Here is a 412-nt window from a genome sequence, read left to right on the forward strand (position 1 = left end):
GCGATCGCCTGTACGCCAATAACGAGATCCACGACATCGCCGTGGCAATCGGTGTCGATCCGCACAACTACGGCGAGTCGCCGGACCTGAGCGGCCTCCGCTACGGCAAAATCTGCATCCTCTCCGATGCGGATGTCGACGGTTCCCACATCCAGGTGCTGCTGCTTACCCTCTTCTTCCGCCACTTCCCGGCGCTGATCGAGAAGGGCCATATCTGCGTGGCGCGTCCACCACTGTATCGCGTGGATGCACCGGCGCGCGGCAAGAAGCCGATCCAGAAGCTGTATGCGCTGGATGACGGCGAACTGGTGGCGATCGAGGACAAGCTGCGCAAGGATGGTCTCAAGGATGGATCGTGGACCATCTCCCGCTTCAAAGGCCTGGGCGAAATGAATGCGGAGCAGCTGTGGGA

At 61.2% G+C, this 412-nt stretch carries 1 pseudogene; it reads left to right on the forward strand.

What is annotated here, in order from left to right:
* Window positions 1-412: pseudogene (locus AB4Z32_RS27760) on the forward strand (DNA topoisomerase IV subunit B); the annotation flags it as partial.

Origin of the sequence: Massilia sp. 2TAF26 (genome assembly GCF_052115005.1) — a bacterium.
GTDB lineage: Bacteria > Pseudomonadota > Gammaproteobacteria > Burkholderiales > Burkholderiaceae_D > Telluria.